Raw genomic sequence first — 16,130 nt, 5'->3', positions numbered from 1 at the left:
CGACAAGCACAGCAAATCCGTCTGAAGCCTCCAAATCAATGCATGGGACGCAAGCGGTTCACACATCCTCATGGAGAAAGCTGTTGTCGAAGAAATGGGTATTCCCCGCTTTGTACATGGCCGCAGCAGCAATTATCCTAACTCTAGTCTGGGTCTATCAAGACTTGAACCACAAACCGCTCGACCCAAACAAGGATGCGACGCAAGCAGAGCAGACGATGAAGCAAAGCAACACAACAGCAGGAACGGCAACAGGAGCCAAGGAAGAAGCAGTCGAAGTTGTGGCAACAAACGAAACACTCGGTTGGCCGGTGGCGAACGCTGGGGATGTAGATGTCGTTATGCCGTACTATGACGAGAAGGCTTCCAAGGAAGAACAGGCCGCAGCAATGGTGCAGTACAAGCAAACGTTTACGCCGAATGTAGGTATCGACTTGGCACGCAAGGACAAGCAGACATTTGATGTGCTGGCAGCTATGAGCGGTAAAGTAACACGTGCCGAGCAGCATTCAACGAATGGATTTGTCGTAGAGCTGGATCATGGCAATGGTATGAAGACGGTCTATCAAAGCTTGGCTGATGTGAAAGTGAAGCTTGGCGATACCGTGAAGAAGGGTGACGCGCTCGCCTCTGCAGGCCGCAGCGAACTGGAGAAGGAACTAGGCGTTCATGTGCACTTTGAAGTGTACAATGAGAACAAGCCAGTCAACCCGACATCGGTTCTGGTTAAAAACTAATACGGTTGAACTGGTAATAACACGGGCGAATGTCTTTAAGACATTCGCCCGTTTTTATTTTTGGTTGGTGAGGAAATCGCATTAGAAATGATCGCTTTTCGAAAAAAATTTTTTGCTCGTTTGAATTTGGATATGAACCATATCGTTCACATTTTTGAAAGCATCAGAAATACCGCTTTGACTAAGCTTTTTTCCTGCCTTTTCTTCGGATAGGTGATTCCGTTATCCATCTTGTCCACTGTCAGTCTTGGCAAAAATATTGGCTAAGCCAAGCTTGTCAGGCTTGGTTATAACGCATAAGTGTGCGACCCCCTCATATAATGTACCAATTAAACCGAGTAGGGAGGCGGGAACGTGCACGACTACATCAAAGAACGGACCATCAAAATCGGCCGCTGCATCGTCGAAACGAAGCATACGGTTCGTACTATCGCCAAAGAGTTCGGCGTGTCCAAAAGCACGGTGCACAAAGATTTGACCGAACGGCTGCCTGAGATCAATCCCGATTTGGCTGATCAGGTGAAGCACATTCTCGAATATCATAAGTCCGTTCGTCACTTGCGTGGTGGGGAAGCAACGAAGATAAAATATAAGAAAACCACTTCAAAAAACGTGAGGTCATGACGGCCGGTAAATCCTAACTCCCCACCCCATTCCAATAACTTTTTAAAATGTGAGCTGCCTTCCAATCTGTCATTGAACGTAGCAGAGAAAGTATGATATGGTAAACGATGAGTAAATATTTTGCAGAAAACGGTCGTAATTTCTCGATTTGGACATGAAAAATGAATGTGGAGGCTCTCGAACTTATGCTTAGCAAGGATATTGGAATCGACTTGGGAACGGCGAACGTTCTCATCCATGTCAAGGGGAAGGGGGTCGTCTTGAACGAGCCTTCGGTTGTAGCAATCGAAAGCGATTCAAAGCGAGTCCTCGCCGTGGGTGAAGAAGCCCATAGAATGGTTGGACGGACACCAGGTAATATTGTCCCTATACGCCCGCTTAGAGACGGAGTCATTGCTGACTTCGAGGTAACGGAAGCAATGCTGAAGCACTTTATTTCACGAGTCGGCGGTCGCAAATGGTACTCGCATCCACGAATTCTAATTTGCGCGCCGACGAACATTACTTCTGTTGAACAGAAGGCAATTCGTGAAGCGGCTGAGAAGAGCGGTGCCAAGGATGTTTTCTTGGAAGAAGAACCGAAGGCGGCGGCAATTGGCGCAGGGATGGATATTTTCCAACCAAGCGGCAATATGGTTGTTGACATCGGCGGCGGAACGACAGACGTGGCGGTATTGTCCATGGGAGACATCGTTACCGCCTCTTCTATTAAAATTGCTGGGGACAAGTTCGACAGCTCCATCATGAAATATATTAAGTCTAAGTATAAGTTGTTGATTGGGGAGCGTACATCTGAAGATATTAAGATCAACATCGGAACGGTGCGCGAAGGTGGACAACGGGAAATGGATATTCGTGGGCGTGACATGGTATCTGGCCTTCCATACACGGTTACAATCACATCCGATGAAGTTCGTGAAGCCTTGTGGGATCCAATCTCGTCGATTATCGCGGCTGCGAAATCGGTATTGGAACGGACACCGCCGGAACTGTCGGCGGATATTATCGATCGCGGCGTCATTTTGACTGGCGGCGGAGCACTTCTTGACGGATTGGACGAGCTAATGGCAGATGAACTGAAGGTACCAGTGCTTATAGCCGAAGATCCGATGCATTGTGTCGTGAAGGGTACAGGAATTATGCTGGACAATTTGGATAAGGTCGTTAAGAAATCATTCGTGTAATCCGATATACAAAGTATATGCTTTGATAGATCGGGAGGAAGCGACATGATTAGAGGGTTATATACGGCTGCATCGGGCATGATGACCCAGCAGCGGAGACATGATACGGTTACGAATAATATGACCAATATCAATACTCCTGGATACAAGTCGGTAACAGGAGCTGTACATTCATTTCCTGAAATGATGCTGTCCTTAATGGGTGGCGATCAAGGATCAGGACGAACCATTGGCCGTTTGAATACCGGTGTTTTTGCGGAAGAGAGCCGCATGCTGTTCAATCAAGGGGATCTGATGCAGACGAACCAATCCGGTGATTTTGCGCTGCTTACAGATTTAAGTGTTCCGGGCGTTGCTTTTGACGCTTCAGGCAAAGGAAGAGATGGGCAAGGCAATGTTGTGTATAAGCCAGAAGCCTTCTTTACAGTGCGGGAAGGCAACGAGGTGCGTTTTACGCGGGATGGCCATTTTCGATTAAACGAGCGTCATGAGCTGACGACGGCAGACGGAGCGCTTGTGTTGAACCGGAATCAGGCGCCTATTGTATTGCCAGCCATTGTATCTCTGGATGATGTAAAGGTTAATGATGCAGGGAGAATGTACAATGTACATACAGGAACTCCGATAGTGGGAGCAGATCTGCTCGTTTCTCGCATTGAGAACCCGAATATGTTGATTCGAACAGGTAATGGGCGTTTCCGCCTAGATGCAGCGGGCGCTGGCCAAGCAACCGCGATCGCATGGACAGCGGAAGATCAGAAGCAGGTGCAAGTACAGCAAGGTTATCTAGAACGTTCCAATGTAGATCCGACCCAATCGATGGCGGACATGATGACGGCCTTCCGTGCCTATGAGGCGAATCAGAAAGTCGTACAATTCTATGATAAGACGCTGGACAAGACGGTCAATGAGGTAGGGCGCGTCTAAGCGCTTAGAATAGGAGGAACGATATGAACCAGTCTATGATTTCTGCAGCTACGTCCATGAATGGCATTCAGCGTAAGCTGGATATCGTCGCAGACAATATGGCGAATTTGAATACAAATGGTTATAAGCGCAAGTCCGCTACATTTGCCGATGTACTTACAAATGTAAGACAACATGATAAAGATTACCGTCAGCCAGGAAGAGCAACTCCAATGGGATACACGCTTGGCTACGGGGCACGATTGACTGCAATGGGCCGTGATTTCTCACAAGGTTCACTAAAGCAGACGGGTGTGAGCACTGACTTTGCGCTTGAAGGCAATGCGCTATTCGAGATCGGACTGACGAATGGCCAGTCTGCTTGGATACGAGAAGGAGCCTTCCATTATACGATAGATCCGGCTTCGAATGAAAAGGTGCTGGTAACGGCCCAAGGCGATAAGGTATTAGATAAAGACGGTGCAGAGATTCGAATTGCTCCGGATCAAGAGATACAGGTGAATGACAAGGGGCAAGTATTCGTGACGAAGAATGGCATAGTGGCGATTCCAAATCCGATTGCTACGCTGAAGGTTGTGAAGCCAATCAGCCCAGAGCTCCTGACACAGACAGAGAACAATTATTACGTAATGGCCCCTAACATGAACCGAAATGCAGTCGTTGAGGATCTTGATCTGACGGAAAATCAAACTGTTCACGTTCGACAAGGTATGATTGAGCAATCGAATGTATCGCTGATCGATGAGATGAACGATTTAATTCAAGCGCAGCGTGCGTATCAGATGTCCGCTCGTGCATTGACTTCCGGAGACGCGATGTGGGGGCTGGCGAATAACCTTCGCGCGTAAACGAAGCGGGTGAGATAATGAGTGACCAAGAAGAGAAAAACAAGAAGCTGCTCGATTATGAGTATGAGCCGCTGCAACAGGATATATCGTTAGCGCGTCTGCATCGTCCTCATTCCAGCTCCGAACACGAGGACGGGGAGACGAAGGTGAAGACCGAAACCGACGATCATTTAGAGTTGCCGGTAGCTGGCAAGCCTGCTCAGCAGCCTGTATTCGAAGAGCGGCGCAAGCAGCGTCTGCGCAAGGGCAAGGAGGCTGCTCAGACAGCCTCTGAGCAAGAGCCGGAACCTAAGCAGGAACCGGTTCGCCATTCTAAGGCAGGCAAGTGGATTTTTCGACTGGCCATTGTCCCACTATTATGCGTGCTAGCTACGTTCGGCGGAATGGTAGCCGGATTTGTCGTGCTAGGCAAGGGTTCTGTTGCAGATGCACTGAACGTCAATACATGGACACATTTGTTCCAACTTGTGTTCGGTTAAGGGAATCCCCACTTTGTGGGGATTTTTTTGTGCGTAAGGCGAAGGAAAAGAAGAAGGCAGTGATCGATTATTTCTTGAGGGGCTTTTGACCTCCTGTACCAGGCTATAAAGTTTCATTTTTGTTTTGGGGCATGTATAATGAGTTGGAGGAACATTGAAAATGGGGGGAACTGGGGGTTTTGAGGTTGAATTTACCGAATATGTTAACGATGTTTCGATTCGTTCTCATCCCCGTTTATATGGCTTTGTTCTTCATCGGTGAGCGGTACGCTGCATTCGGTGTCTGGCTGCTGGCCGGACTGACTGATATTATGGACGGGTATATCGCACGCAAGTATAATTTAGTAACAAATATCGGCATGATGCTGGATCCATTGGCAGATAAGCTAATGATGTTGACCGTCATGTTTTCTTTGCTGTGGTCTGGAGATATGCCCTGGACGGCTGCGGTAGCGATGCTGATTCGTGATGCAGGAATGATTGCGTGCTCAGCTTTATTTCATTTTAAAGGAAAGAAAACAGTTCCAGCTAATTGGATGGGGAAATTGACGACAGTCTTCTATTATATCGCGATTCTGTTCGTCTACTTCCAATGGAATTATGCAGTCCAACTGTTATGGGCGGTAATCCTATTTTCATTTATCACATCGTTTATGTACGCGCTCTTGTTTATTCGAATTAATCGCAAGATAGAAGTCGAAAATGAGATCTCAAATCGTTTGTGAGGGGAATAGGTTTGTTGACTGTGAAGGGTTGAAAATCTTTACATTGGCTACGGCTTGTTATGATGTGCTATGGCGTCATGTAAGGAGGGCAACTTATGTTGCAGCAGAATGACATTGATAGAAGTTGTGCATTCTGATTTTAAGAAGAGAGCCCCTCTGACAGCAATAGCTGTAAGAGGAGCCCCTTATCTCAACCTTCAAGCCTGCAGTCATGAAGGATGATCTTAGTTATTGACGTATAGCTGCCGTAATATACGTATAGGAAGAGAGGAGTAAGTCACCATGTTATCCATTGAACAAATTCAGGAAATTATTCCGCATCGTTATCCATTCCTGCTCGTTGATCGCATTCTTGAAGTAGAAGAAGGTAAACGTGCCGTCGGAATTAAGAATGTAACGATGAACGAACCGCATTTTGCAGGCCACTTTCCAGGTTATCCGGTTATGCCGGGAGTTCTGATTGTTGAAGCGCTTGCACAGGTAGGTGCGGTTGCTATGTTGAAAATGGAGCAGAATCAAGGGAAGCTTGCCTTTTTTGCTGGAATTGATAATTTCCGTTTTCGTGGTCAAGTCGTGCCGGGTGACACACTGACACTAACAGTAGAAATCACACGATTGAAGGGTACGATTGGGAAAGGACAGGCAACAGCAAAGGTAGGAGATAAGGTCGTAGCTGAAGGTGAATTGATGTTTGCATTGTCGGATCGAGAATAGAATACAAATTACGCGGGTTTTGTTGCAATGAATGAAGCGCAGTTCGGTTATTCTAAGGATAACTGCAGCTGATGATCAGATGCGTGTCGGCCGTGTCGAATAGACTCGGAACTCATCGAACAATCGAAGCATGCCACAATATTGCGGTGACTCGCGTACAACGTATTCGGAATGGCTTAAGGAGGGAAACAAGTGTTTCAACAGGTAGAGAAATGGAACCGACATATGAAAAAATGGCTATGGCTCGTAGCTATTGTCGGATTAGTAGCCGCTATTCCAGTAGCCGTGCAGCGGGTACAGACAGAGCAGTCGGCGAACAAGGTTGAAATTGTATTCAATTATCGTAATTTGGTTGATATGTCTGGGCTAATGGCTAAGCCAAATGAGTTTATCGATGAGCAGTTGGGACGGCTAAAAGATGCTGGCGTGCACACGATGGCGCTGTTCGAGAGTAATTTGTCGGACTTGAAGTCAGCACGCAAAGTGTTGATTTATAATTCCAACGATGCGGCAACTTTGCAAAAGAAGCTCCCGCCATTAAATGAGAATTATACATATCTTTTGTTCACATCAGCTGAGAATGAACAGAAGCTTTCTCCGATGATTGAGAAGACTTTTCTTCGTTTGGGTGTAGAGGTTCGTGCGTGGCAGTTCGAGGGACGCAATGGATTGATTTTGGAAACTCCAGTTGAATCCGCAGTGATGAAATCGATGCCGCAGGATCCAATCACGATTCAGATGCTGGTGGATAAAGGATTTGCCATTATGCCGCGTTTGTCCGACAGCTCGGAGTATGTTCAGGAGCAAATGGATGAACTGCTGCAATATTATAATTCTTTAGGTGTGACTCGCATTTTGTTCGATGGGGATGCGGTTAAAGGCTTTAATGATGATCCAGAGAAAAATAGTTTGGCGGGATTTGCTGATCTGTTGAATAAGCACAACATTGGGATTGCTGCCATTGAAGGCTTGAAAAAGCCGCAGCAGGGCATGAACAAGCTGGCTTATTTGACGAAATATAATGTGGTACGTTTGCATTCGATTAATGATCAGGAATCGTTCAATGATATTGATGTGTTGGCTGATCGTTTCTCACTTGCGACGAAGGATCGCAATATTCGTATGATTTATTTAAACTCGGCTGTTAAGAAAGATGTAAAGAAGTCTGAAATTGTGACTTCGATAGATAATTTGATTCACACCTTGAAGGCACCTGGGGATGCAGTTGCATCGATTGAAAAGAATGGATTTACATTGGGCACTGCGGAGCCATTTACGGTTTACGATGCTTCCTGGCAGAAAATTGCGAAAATCATTGTCGTTATTGGCAGTGTAGCGTTGATCGCGCTGATGATCTCTTATTTTGTACCGTATGTCATGCTTCCAGCTTTCGTGCTAGGCTTAATCGGAAGCGCAGGAATGTATGTGTTGAAACCTGCCTTGTTTGAGCAATTGCTTGCACTTATGGTTGCCATAAGCGCGCCGACGATCGCTATGGTGCTTGCCGTTCGGAGAGTAGATATGAGCCCTTCGATCGTCAACTTTAAGGTACGATTCAGCAAATCGGTTGGTCTGTTCTTACGTACGACGTTATTGTCGTTGATGGCTATCCCATTCGTGATTGCATTGCTTAACAATATTTCGTACAGTCTTGTATTGAATCAATTCCGCGGAGTCAGCTTGCTGCACTTCGTTCCAATTGGCCTTACTGCTTTGTATATCTTCCTCTACCGTGGAGATTCCGTAGTGAAGGAAGCCAATCGCTGGCTCAAAATGCCGATTACGGTGTTGTGGGTCATTGCGGCAGGCGTCGCGGGCGTAGTGGGGTTGTACTACCTATCCCGTACGGGGAATGCGGGAACTGTTTCTTCCTTTGAAAAATCGTTCCGCTCTCTGCTTGAGAATACGTTAGGGGTTCGACCTCGAAATAAAGAATTTTTGATGGCGCATCCTTTATTCTTGGTTGCAGCATTTGCAGCTTACCGTTATCGGATTGCTTTGTATGCGTTCATCATTGCGGTTATCGGCCAATTGTCTATGGTAGATACATTCGCGCATATCCATACGCCAGTCATGATTTCGTTGATTCGTACGCTTCTTGGACTTGGTCTGGGGCTCGTTATCGGAATCATTGGCATTTTCGTGTGGACTATCATTGAAAGGTGTTGGGATGCATGGCGTCCAAAGCTACAAGAATAGTACTTTCCGGATATTACGGATTCAATAATAGTGGTGACGAGGCGGTTCTATTGTCAATTTTGACTGCCTTGGAACGCGCTGGTAACGAAGCCGGCACGGCAATCGAGCCAGTTGTATTATCGGGTGATCCAGAAACGACATCTCGGTTATATGGGGTACAAGCTGTTCATCGAATGAAGCCCGGGGCCCTGCTCGGTGCGATTCGCAGCAGCGATGCCTTGATTAGCGGCGGTGGCAGCCTGCTTCAGGATGCCACCAGTTCAAAGACGATTCCTTATTACTTGGGCGTATTGAAACTTGCACAGTGGTTCCGCAAGCCGACATTCATTTATTCGCAAGGAGTTGGGCCTGTCAATCGCGAGTCCTTCTATCCGTACATTCGCCATGTATTTAGCCGTGCAGCGTATGTTTCGGTACGTGATCGTGAGTCTGCAGAACTGTTAATGCGAATGGGAATAGGGCAAGATAATATCCACGTCGTACCTGATCCAGTGATGGGTCTTCGGTTGCCGGCATCTCAAGGTGAGAAATCCGAACTTGATGACGGAAAAGGATTTGATGAGGCAGGACGACCTTATGTGGGCGTGTCCCTCCGGTTTTGGAATCAGGATCGCTCTGATATGGATTCGATTGTCGATATGCTGCTTCAGTTAAGTCAAATGCAGAATGTCCATCTTCGGTTCTTGCCTTTCCACGGCGCAAGTGATGAAGAAGCTTCCCGTTATGTCATGAAGAAGCTGGAGACTATGGTGCCGGAGGCAGATGGATTGTGCGGCGGCCAATCTGCAAATGCTACAGAGGCTGGCTCGGTGATGAGCTTATGCGCTCCGCTTGAGCACCCTCAAACGATGCTGCGGGAAGTAAGTCAATGCCGGGTGCTGGTTGGAATGCGATTGCATTCCCTCATTTATGCGGCCTCCCAAGAGGTGCCGCTTGCAGGGATTTCTTATGATCCGAAGATTGATCAGTTTTTGCATCGTCTCCATGAAAAGGCGATTGGGACGACAGCTAAGCTGGATGCGGTTCGAGCTGCATCCTATATGTGTGAGTTGCTCGATAATGTAGATGGCTGGCGTAAGGATCATAAGGAAGCAATAACTGTATTGAAGCAAGAAGCAGAACAGCCAGCGCAACAAATTGTGAAGTGGCTGCGTCATAAGGCGTAAGGTGGTTTGTGATATGTTAGAAATGAAGGATGTACCTAAAGTTTCGATTTACGGCATTCCATTTTCCAAGCTGAATATGGAAGATACCGTAAAGCTTCTTGTTGATCATATTGACAATGGCCGCTCGGTTCAAGTGATTACAGCGAATCCCATCATGGTGATGGCGGCCTTGGAGAATGATAAGAATATGGCCGTCATGAAGCAAGCAGACCTGATCGTTCCGGATGGAACAGGCATTGTCTGGGCAGCTAATAAATTCGGCGATCCAGTAGTTGAACGAGTGACCGGTTTCGATCTTCTGCATGAGCTGATGAAGATGGGAGAGCTTCGCAAGTGGAAAGTATATTTGCTTGGTGCTGCCCCTGATGTAGTTCAGGCAGCTGCGGAACGGTTGCAAGAGCAGTATCCGTCCATCTCCATTGTCGGATATCGAGATGGCTTTTTTAAGAGCGATGAGGATGAAAAGGTTGTTGCACAGATCCGTGAGGCGAATCCTGACTTGCTGTTCGTTGCTCGTGGAGCTGATACGCAGGAGCCTTGGATTGCAAAATATCGTCATCAGCTTCAAGTTCCTTTTATGATGGGTGTCGGGGGCAGCTTCGATGTCATATCAGGAAAGGCTAAGCGAGCGCCAATGTGGGTACAGAAGCTGCGTATTGAATGGCTGTATCGTCTAGCCAAGGAGCCAAAGCGCTTCATGCGAATGCTGGCACTGCCTAAATTTGCATGGAAAGTGATGCGGGATAAAGATAAGCCCACAAAAGTGCAGTAAAATGACGTATAATCTTTCATTTTCGTAAGTTTTCACATGAATCCGGCATTGGTGTTTCCATTTTGAACGGAGTATAATTCGATCCGGTAACATAAATGGGGGTTGAAACTACCGATGATGACCGTATACGCAATTGGTGGCTGCTTGGCAGCACTGCTGCTTGCCACTGGATTAACGCCTTTAGTGAAGAAATTTGCGATCAAAGTAGGTGCGGTCGACGTACCGAATGCGCGGAAAGTGCATACGCGCATCATGCCCCGCATGGGTGGTTTGGCTATTTTTGCGGCGTTTGTAATTACGCTGCTTGGACTTATGCTTTTTATCCCTGATACACTGCTTGGTTCATCGCGAGATGCGAATCTTGTGAAGGCGCTGCTTGCCGGAGGTTCCATCATTATTCTGATTGGTGCGCTGGATGATCGTGTTGAACTGTCTGCGAAAGCAAAGCTGCTCGGTCAGATTGTTGCTGCGTGTGTCGTGGTATTCGGATTTGATTTAACTGTAGATTTTGTAAATGTGCCGTTTGGCGATAAATATTTATTTATTGAAACATGGATTGCAATTCCGCTTACGATCTTTTGGATCGTTGGTGTAACGAACGCCATTAACTTGATTGATGGCTTGGACGGACTGGCAGCTGGGGTATCCGGCATTGCCATTGCCACGATACTGGTCATGGCCATTTTTATGGGCAACCCCGTAATTATTTTGCTCTGCGCCGTCTTGCTTGGAAGCATTATTGGATTTTTGTTCTTTAACTTCCATCCGGCGAAGATCTTTATGGGGGACTCTGGTTCCTTGTTCTTAGGCTTTAGCTTGGCAGTTCTATCTATGCTGGGCTTTAAGCAAATTGCGATTATGTCGTTCATTACACCATTGCTTATTATTGGTGTGCCGCTGTCGGATACATTCTTTGCGATTGTACGCCGCTGGCTGCAAAAGAAGCCGATATTCGCACCAGACAAAGGGCACTTGCACCATTGCCTGCGCGAATTGGGCTTCAGCCATCGGAAGACAGTGCTCATCATCTACGGTATCGCTGCATTCTTCGGATTGCTGGCTGTAATCCAATCTGTTGCCGCATCGAATGATGCGAACTGGGTAACTTTGGTCGTCATCTGCGTCCTGCTCGTATCGCTCCAGCTTGGGGCTGAAGTGATTGGTATCGTAAGCAAGACGAGAAAACCGATGCTGAACGTATTGCATCGCTTGCGCATGAAGGTGCACGCCGAATCGCGTTCGAAATAACGATTACCACAATTATTACATGCGGACTTTGATGAAGTAAGCTCGCTATTATATTGTATGTTGCACGCATAACCTTTGCTCTCTTAGTGGAGTCAGGCATTTAGCCTGAACTGCTTGGGGCAAAGGTTTTTTGTTATGCCCCTTTCGTTTTTATTACTATGGATACCTTTTCCTTTCACTTGATACCGCTCTTTGCTATAACAGACTATTTTTAATTGTCTTACAGTTCGATATGCGATACAAACTTCGGAGGATTGACTAAAATTTAGGACGAGATTAGCCGATAACAGAAGTACAAGGAAGTGTCGAGCCGATAGGGGCAACTCAAATACGGTTCTAAAACAAGGAGGCTAATAGCGTTGAAGAAACTGGTATCCATACTGTTGACGCTCGCGCTCGTCGTTACGCTCATCCCGGCTTCGCTCGGTACAGCAGTATCAACGGCATTCGCAGCAAGCGCCAACCATTTCGTATTTCCGAATGAACAGTATTCACCTACGTCTGCACGTATAACGAACAGTGAACGTGTGACGTTAGAAGGTACATTGAATGGCGTTAACGGAAATTCGATATCTTATAGCGTGTACAAGCTGAATAAAAATCCTGATCCAAACGCGACGGATAAATATTTAGTGGATCAAAACGATAAACGTGAAGGCCAAACGGCTAACATTATGATCAATGGTTCGAAAATTCAATTGTATAATTTACAGTTGTACCCTGGCTTGAACCAAATTACATTCAAAGGCTTGCAAGGCATGTCGGATGTGTATGACTCCATCTTTATCGAGTACCGCAATGGTCCAACGATGTACGACATGTCCGTATCTTTGGATGGGAATGTCTATAACTTGAAAGAAGATGAGTCGACAATTGTTTACTCGGATGCTTCTCAAGGTAAAAAACGGTAAACGTCAGCATCTCCGGTAAAGCACCGAATGCGGATAAAGTTCAAATTGACGTGAACGGACGAAGCTGGTCCTTTGGTGTGTCTAAGAGCAATGACTGGACGTTCTTTGCTTCTCCAATTGCCATTGAGCAAGGCCGGAACTTAGTTAAAATTAAAGTATTTAACGGTACACAATCGGTTGAAACAACAAGAGAAGTGGCATTTTTCAATGGCGATGTAACGTTCCATGATGTTCACATGAAGGAAGATGGCGGAACAACAAAATATGATTTATCGCAAAGTCCTACGATTACTGCTAATACTAACGGTATAATTTATGGTCGCGTTCTTATCCCTTACGATGCAACCAAAACGAAGCCGACTAGTGTTGGTGTCGCATATGAGACGATTGAAACGAGTACCGGTAATAAAACAAACGGTAATGCAACCAATGTGACAGAAGTCTCTTCGAATCCCAAATTTGTCGAGTACTCATTTGAAATAGCGGGTGCTGTCCAAAAAGATAAGCGTACCAACTTAACATTAACATCGACAAACTATGCTTTGTCTACTCCTTCTTTGCAGAGTATGTCTGGATTTTCTGTATTGCTAAAGGATGCGGGCAAACCATATATTTACGCAGCTAATTATTTGAGTGGATATAACAACACAATGACGCCTGGGGAAATTGTTGCGCTGCAAGGCGGAAAGCTGGACGGTGCGCAGTTATTTTCCATGCCGGCTGCAATCCAATTTTTAGTGCCTAATGGAAGCAGTCCTAGAATTTCGATTGAATCTGTAACCGACGCATTAGGCAAAAAGCAAAATGCAAATACTTACCATTTAAATCCTACGATTGTTGCCGAGGATGTTACAGTTGAAAATATCAATGGGGTGCCGACATCCATGAGTCGGGTTGTATACCTGATTGACAAGCTGCCAAGCACAGGGAAACAGACGATTGTGTTTCGATTGGATGGCTCTAATGAAACATATACGGCAACGGTTACTCTTTTATATGGACCATATGTAAAATACGACGGAGCATTTGATGGCCAAAAGATTTATACAGATACAACAAATGCCCAGCGTCAAGATCAAGTCATGAAAGAATTGCAGGACTTGGCGGGTCAAATCTACAATATTGCCAACGAAGAAGAGCTTAAATACTCTGGGACAGATCAAACGGTATTTTTCAGTGTTAATAATACAACATTGGAACTGACTAAAGGCGCTTCAAATAGTCAATTCAAATTAGTAAGCCCAAAAAAGGCCTTTGATGCGTTGTATATGGGAGACAACAAAATTAAATTTGTATTCCGTTCCCAAAAATCGCATTACGAGAACACTATTACGGTAACGCTTATTCCGACGAACTTGCCGGTTATTCCAGCACCTGAGACAGACGGAATTTATCCATACAGCACAACGTATCCGGATCCGAAGCCAAATGATCCTCGCTTTGAGAAAAAAGGCAGCGTTTATTTGACTCGTGAAGCGCAAATGAATGTATACGGTACGTTCGACTTTATTGATCTCGGAAAAAACAAAGCTGAAATCGAAGCAAAAATTTCTAGCCTTCGAGGAAGCGGTACGGCTAACGAGCTTCAGAATTACAAGTTAGTGATCCAATCTCCTGTTTTGAAAAACGATAAAAACCCATTAGGGAAAGTTGAGTGGACATTGGAAAATATGTTCACGGACAAAAATGGGGATACGTACAATTCAGGTGCTGTGGTTAACGGAATCTCTGTTTACTACGATAATGATAAACAATTCTTTAGCTTTATTATTAAGGGCATAAATCTTCCTGGTGATGGAACTCCTGTCGCAATGAACATGACTGTATTTAACAGTGGCGAAGGCGGTCCTCGTGCAACATATCGCCTAGAAGTTGTACCGGTAGATGTACCTTACACGATCTTGAAGCCAGCGCTTGAAAAGCGAGTGGTTAACCAAAACTTTGTTGAAGTCATTATTGACTCGCCAGGGGCAGAAAAGGTAGTTATTAATAAAATTCCAGCAGAAAAAATTATTTACTACCCAAGCTATGACAAGACACAAAAGCCATACGAAAATGCGTATCGTGCATTTGTCGTTGGCCTTAAGGCAAATAAAGACAATAAGATCGAAATAGCTATTTCAAGAGGCAAAGATACATTCAAAAATACCATTACGGTGAAGTATGTACCTACGTCGATTCCAGGTGCTCAGTATATGGAGCCGATGAAAAAATCACATAAAGTTTTTGAAGGCATCGTAAACTTAACGTTCGAAAAAGGTGCGAATCTTGTAAGACGTGACTATAATGTGCCGCAGAACTTTAAAAACCAAGTATTTAGCGGCCATAATCTTCTGTTTGCAATTGCGAACTCGTTCGATGGAGAAGTAGACCGTCGCGAATTTGAGTACCAGCCTGCAAACTATGATTTGGCGAAAATTGAAGCAAAGAACATTTTTGAGGCGAGCTTCCCAGAGCGCTTTATTAAGGCCGGTCCGGTCATTTGGATGGATCCAGGTCAAGCGGATGACATCAAGACAGACTCTGTTTATGATCCAATTAAATATGGCGCTGAGCCATATCAATATCCAGGTTCACCAATTGAGATGTTCTATAAGCGTGACCTGCGCAATGAGCTGATCTTGTCTAAACCAGGTAAATTGATTTTGAGCTATGATAAAAATGTAACAGATGACGGTGGTCGCACAGTGAGTGTGTTCCGCTTTGATTCGGAATTGCAGCAATGGGAAAACATCGGTGGAGTCGTTGATGCGAAAAAGCATACCGTTACAGTTCCATTTACGCGCTTTGGATACTATGTAGTTGGTAAGATGTCTTACTCTTATCATGATGTGGTACAGCATCCTTACGCACGTGACTTCATTGAAACGATTTTTGCAAAAGGTGTCATGAATCCATTTGATCCGTTCTCCATGTTTGGTACAGATATGTATGTATCTCGTGGCGAATTCACTCGCATGATCGTTCGTGCGAAGGAAATTCCGTTGAACTATGACGGCAAGAAGCATTTCAATGATGTTGTAGTGCCACAAGCAGATAAGATGAATACAATCAATGTGAATCAGCTGTGGGACTTCCGTTATGTTGAAACTGCCGCACGTGAAGGTATCGTCCGTGGTGTATCGCCGAATGAATTTGGCGGCGACTATTCTATTGTTCGTCAGGATGCAGCAGTCATGCTTGCGAAAGCATTGAACTTGAAGCTGGATACGAATCGCGACAAGGTTCGCAAGGATCTATTGAAGTACTTCCAAGATGCAGACAAGATTGATTACTATGCACAGCCGTCTGTACTTGCGATAGCGAAGAAAGGCTTTATTTCGGGAGTTCCAATCGATCCTTCTGATCCGAAGAAAGGGTATGTATTCCAGCCATCTGCGAATATGCTCCGTGGCGATGCTGCCCTAATCATGGCGCGCGCTATGATTGATTTGAAGAAACTGCCTAAGATGTAACACGGATTCATTAAGTACATTCACGGGTAATAAAGGGGAGAGTCGAATGCTCGGCTCTCTTCCTTTATATATAGAAGAGATACGTAGCATCAGGATCATGGATCTGGAAATAATGTAACGAATCTACCTATGATCATATTC

The 16,130-nt window shown here is 45.5% G+C and carries 13 protein-coding genes and 1 pseudogene; all 14 read left to right on the top strand.

Annotation, left to right across the window (positions count from 1 at the left end):
• Positions 1-38: 38 nt before the first annotated feature.
• The gene (locus tag PAV_RS07470) at positions 39-737 is read left to right on the top strand and encodes a peptidoglycan DD-metalloendopeptidase family protein (protein WP_157266733.1); all 699 of its coding nucleotides are present in this window, start codon (positions 39-41) and stop codon (positions 735-737) included.
• Between the two features lie 354 nt (positions 738-1,091).
• A pseudogene (gene spoIIID, locus PAV_RS07465) lies at positions 1,092-1,378 on the top strand (sporulation transcriptional regulator SpoIIID).
• 168 nt (positions 1,379-1,546) lie between these two features.
• On the top strand, positions 1,547-2,545 hold the full coding sequence (gene mreB / locus PAV_RS07460) for a rod shape-determining protein (protein ID WP_005544792.1): 999 nt from the start codon (positions 1,547-1,549) through the stop codon (positions 2,543-2,545).
• Between the two features lie 45 nt (positions 2,546-2,590).
• On the top strand, positions 2,591-3,472 hold the full coding sequence (locus PAV_RS07455) for a flagellar hook-basal body protein (protein ID WP_005544790.1): 882 nt from the start codon (positions 2,591-2,593) through the stop codon (positions 3,470-3,472).
• Positions 3,473-3,495: 23 nt separating this feature from the next.
• A complete protein-coding gene (locus tag PAV_RS07450; RefSeq protein ID WP_005544788.1) occupies positions 3,496-4,320 on the top strand; it encodes a flagellar hook-basal body protein in 825 nt (274 codons plus the stop codon).
• 17 nt (positions 4,321-4,337) lie between these two features.
• The gene (locus tag PAV_RS07445; RefSeq protein ID WP_005544787.1) at positions 4,338-4,799 is read left to right on the top strand and encodes a DNA-directed RNA polymerase subunit beta; all 462 of its coding nucleotides are present in this window, start codon (positions 4,338-4,340) and stop codon (positions 4,797-4,799) included.
• A 185-nt stretch (positions 4,800-4,984) separates the two neighbouring features.
• Positions 4,985-5,524: a CDP-alcohol phosphatidyltransferase family protein gene (locus PAV_RS07440; RefSeq protein ID WP_005544785.1), complete on the top strand. Its 540-nt coding sequence runs from the start codon at positions 4,985-4,987 to the stop codon at positions 5,522-5,524.
• 282 nt (positions 5,525-5,806) lie between these two features.
• Positions 5,807-6,238 carry a 3-hydroxyacyl-ACP dehydratase FabZ gene (fabZ, locus tag PAV_RS07435; RefSeq protein ID WP_005544783.1) on the top strand — a complete coding sequence of 144 codons (432 nt, stop codon included), beginning with the start codon at positions 5,807-5,809 and terminating at the stop codon, positions 6,236-6,238.
• Between the two features lie 192 nt (positions 6,239-6,430).
• On the top strand, positions 6,431-8,437 hold the full coding sequence (locus tag PAV_RS07430) for a DUF5693 family protein (RefSeq protein WP_005544781.1): 2,007 nt from the start codon (positions 6,431-6,433) through the stop codon (positions 8,435-8,437).
• Positions 8,413-9,603 carry a polysaccharide pyruvyl transferase CsaB gene (gene csaB / locus PAV_RS07425; protein ID WP_005544779.1) on the top strand — a complete coding sequence of 397 codons (1,191 nt, stop codon included), beginning with the start codon at positions 8,413-8,415 and terminating at the stop codon, positions 9,601-9,603. Before PAV_RS07430 ends, csaB begins: the two co-directional genes overlap by 25 nt.
• A 13-nt stretch (positions 9,604-9,616) precedes the next feature.
• Positions 9,617-10,375: a WecB/TagA/CpsF family glycosyltransferase gene (locus PAV_RS07420; protein ID WP_005544777.1), complete on the top strand. Its 759-nt coding sequence runs from the start codon at positions 9,617-9,619 to the stop codon at positions 10,373-10,375.
• A 114-nt stretch (positions 10,376-10,489) separates the two neighbouring features.
• Entirely contained in the window at positions 10,490-11,623 is a 1,134-nt protein-coding gene (locus PAV_RS07415) for an MraY family glycosyltransferase (protein WP_005544775.1), read from the top strand.
• Positions 11,624-11,982: 359 nt separating this feature from the next.
• Positions 11,983-12,534: a hypothetical protein gene (locus PAV_RS32230; RefSeq protein ID WP_005544772.1), complete on the top strand. Its 552-nt coding sequence runs from the start codon at positions 11,983-11,985 to the stop codon at positions 12,532-12,534.
• Positions 12,535-12,611: 77 nt separating this feature from the next.
• Positions 12,612-15,989, top strand: a complete 3,378-nt coding sequence (locus tag PAV_RS07410) for an S-layer homology domain-containing protein (RefSeq protein ID WP_051135087.1) — start codon at positions 12,612-12,614, stop codon at positions 15,987-15,989.
• The last annotated feature ends 141 nt before the right edge of the window (positions 15,990-16,130 follow it).

Source organism: Paenibacillus alvei DSM 29, assembly GCF_000293805.1.
Lineage (GTDB): Bacteria > Bacillota > Bacilli > Paenibacillales > Paenibacillaceae > Paenibacillus_B > Paenibacillus_B alvei.
Note: the sequence above shows the minus strand (reverse complement) of the source record. Positions and strands in the feature narration are given on the sequence as shown.

Bases quoted from the DNA above. Each gene is read 5' to 3' on its own strand.
- PAV_RS07445 (WP_005544787.1), top strand. From the start codon at position 4,338: ATGAGTGACCAAGAAGAGAAAAACAAGAAGCTGCTCGATTATGAGTAT.
- PAV_RS07415 (WP_005544775.1), top strand. From the start codon at position 10,490: ATGATGACCGTATACGCAATTGGTGGCTGCTTGGCAGCACTGCTGCTT.
- mreB (WP_005544792.1), top strand. From the start codon at position 1,547: ATGCTTAGCAAGGATATTGGAATCGACTTGGGAACGGCGAACGTTCTC.
- csaB (WP_005544779.1), top strand. From the start codon at position 8,413: ATGGCGTCCAAAGCTACAAGAATAGTACTTTCCGGATATTACGGATTC.
- fabZ (WP_005544783.1), top strand. From the start codon at position 5,807: ATGTTATCCATTGAACAAATTCAGGAAATTATTCCGCATCGTTATCCA.
- PAV_RS07470 (WP_157266733.1), top strand. From the start codon at position 39: ATGCATGGGACGCAAGCGGTTCACACATCCTCATGGAGAAAGCTGTTG.
- PAV_RS07455 (WP_005544790.1), top strand. From the start codon at position 2,591: ATGATTAGAGGGTTATATACGGCTGCATCGGGCATGATGACCCAGCAG.
- PAV_RS07420 (WP_005544777.1), top strand. From the start codon at position 9,617: ATGTTAGAAATGAAGGATGTACCTAAAGTTTCGATTTACGGCATTCCA.
- PAV_RS07450 (WP_005544788.1), top strand. From the start codon at position 3,496: ATGAACCAGTCTATGATTTCTGCAGCTACGTCCATGAATGGCATTCAG.